This window comes from Streptomyces hyaluromycini, assembly GCF_002217755.1.
GTDB classification, from domain to species: Bacteria; Actinomycetota; Actinomycetes; order Streptomycetales; family Streptomycetaceae; genus Streptomyces; species Streptomyces hyaluromycini.
In genome coordinates this window covers 1-2,573 of sequence record NZ_BCFL01000052.1, presented here as the reverse complement: position 1 = coordinate 2,573, position 2,573 = coordinate 1, and the positions used below count along the sequence as shown (strand labels likewise).

Genomic DNA, 2,573 nt, shown 5'->3' with positions numbered 1-2,573 from the left:
GGGCCATACTAGTACTGGATGCATCTGCAGGATATCGCGGCCGCTTAATTAACTGGCCTCATGGGCCTTCACTTCACTGCCCGCTTTCCAGTCGGGAAACCTGTCGTGCCAGCTGCATTAACATGGTCATAGCTGTTTCCTTGCGTATTGGGCGCTCTCCGCTTCCTCGCTCACTGACTCGCTGCGCTCGGTCGTTCGGGTAAAGCCTGGGGTGCCTAATGAGCAAAAGGCCAGCAAAAGGCCAGGAACCGTAAAAAGGCCGCGTTGCTGGCGTTTTTCCATAGGCTCCGCCCCCCTGACGAGCATCACAAAAATCGACGCTCAAGTCAGAGGTGGCGAAACCCGACAGGACTATAAAGATACCAGGCGTTTCCCCCTGGAAGCTCCCTCGTGCGCTCTCCTGTTCCGACCCTGCCGCTTACCGGATACCTGTCCGCCTTTCTCCCTTCGGGAAGCGTGGCGCTTTCTCATAGCTCACGCTGTAGGTATCTCAGTTCGGTGTAGGTCGTTCGCTCCAAGCTGGGCTGTGTGCACGAACCCCCCGTTCAGCCCGACCGCTGCGCCTTATCCGGTAACTATCGTCTTGAGTCCAACCCGGTAAGACACGACTTATCGCCACTGGCAGCAGCCACTGGTAACAGGATTAGCAGAGCGAGGTATGTAGGCGGTGCTACAGAGTTCTTGAAGTGGTGGCCTAACTACGGCTACACTAGAAGAACAGTATTTGGTATCTGCGCTCTGCTGAAGCCAGTTACCTTCGGAAAAAGAGTTGGTAGCTCTTGATCCGGCAAACAAACCACCGCTGGTAGCGGTGGTTTTTTTGTTTGCAAGCAGCAGATTACGCGCAGAAAAAAAGGATCTCAAGAAGATCCTTTGATCTTTTCTACGGGGTCTGACGCTCAGTGGAACGAAAACTCACGTTAAGGGATTTTGGTCATGAGATTATCAAAAAGGATCTTCACCTAGATCCTTTTAAATTAAAAATGAAGTTTTAAATCAATCTAAAGTATATATGAGTAAACTTGGTCTGACAGTTATTATTTACCCACCACTTTGGTAATTTCGCCTTTCACGTAATGCACAAATTCTTCCAGCTGATCCGCACGGCTGGCCAGACGATCTTCTTCCTGGCCCAGATACGCCTGACGCGCTTCCAGAATCACCGGCTGATACTGCGCCGGCAGACGTTCCATGGCCCAATCCGCCGCCACATCTTTCGGCGCAATTTTGCCGGTCACCGCGCTATACCAAATACGGCTCAGGGTCAGCACCACGTTGCGTTCATCACCCGCCCAATCCGGCGGGCTGTTCCACAGGGTCAGGGTTTCGTTCAGCGCTTCAAACAGGTCCTGTTCCGGCACCGGATCAAACAGTTCTTCCGCTGCCGGACCAACCAGCGCCACGCTATGTTCACGCGCTTTGGTCAGCAGAATGGCCAGATCGATATCAATGGTCGCCGGTTCAAAAATGCCGGCCAGAATATCGTTACGCTGCCATTCGCCAAACTGCAGCTCACGTTTCGCCGGATAACGCCACGGAATAATGTCATCATGCACCACGATGGTCACTTCCACCGCACGCAGAATTTCGCTTTCACCCGGGCTCGCGCTGGTTTCCAGCAGATCGTTAATCAGCGCACGACGGGTGGTTTCATCCAGACGCACGGTCACGGTCACCAGCAGATCAATATCGCTATGCGGTTTCAGGCCGCCATCCACCGCGCTGCCATACAGATGCACGGCCAGCAGGGTCGGTTCCAGATGACGTTCAATCACGCCCACCACTTCAGACAGCTGGGTGCTCACTTCCGCAATCACCGCTTCACGCATAATGTTCAGTTTGGTTTTCGGACGGCTGCCCTGCTGGGTCACATCGTTGCTGCTCCACAGCATCAGGCAACGGCCCACCGCATAACGCGCCTGCTGTTTGCTCGCACGCGGCATGCTCTGCACGCCAAAAAAGCAATCATAGCACGCCATAAACACCGCCACCGCACCATTACCGCCGCTACGTTCGGTCAGGGTACGGCTCCAATTACGGCTACGCATACTCTTCCTTTTTCAATATTATTGAAGCATTTATCAGGGTTATTGTCTCATGAGCGGATACATATTTGAATGTATTTAGAAAAATAAACAAATAGGGGTTCCGCGCACATTTCCCCGAAAAGTGCCACCTAAATTGTAAGCGTTAATATTTTGTTAAAATTCGCGTTAAATTTTTGTTAAATCAGCTCATTTTTTAACCAATAGGCCGAAATCGGCAAAATCCCTTATAAATCAAAAGAATAGACCGAGATAGGGTTGAGTGGCCGCTACAGGGCGCTCCCATTCGCCATTCAGGCTGCGCAACTGTTGGGAAGGGCGTTTCGGTGCGGGCCTCTTCGCTATTACGCCAGCTGGCGAAAGGGGGATGTGCTGCAAGGCGATTAAGTTGGGTAACGCCAGGGTTTTCCCAGTCACGACGTTGTAAAACGACGGCCAGTGAGCGCGACGTAATACGACTCACTATAGGGCGAATTGAGTGAAGGCCGTCAAGGCCTAGGCGCGCCGGATCCCCCGGGCCATACTAGT

The 2,573-nt window shown here is 52.7% G+C and carries 1 protein-coding gene; it reads right to left on the bottom strand.

Annotated features, from left to right (window positions below):
* Positions 1–1,037: 1,037 nt before the first annotated feature.
* Positions 1,038–1,829 (bottom strand): ANT(3'')-Ia family aminoglycoside nucleotidyltransferase AadA1, encoded by a 792-nt coding sequence (aadA1, locus tag SSP29_RS51265; protein ID WP_001206316.1) that lies wholly within the window; start codon positions 1,827–1,829, stop codon positions 1,038–1,040.
* Positions 1,830–2,573: the final 744 nt, after the last annotated feature.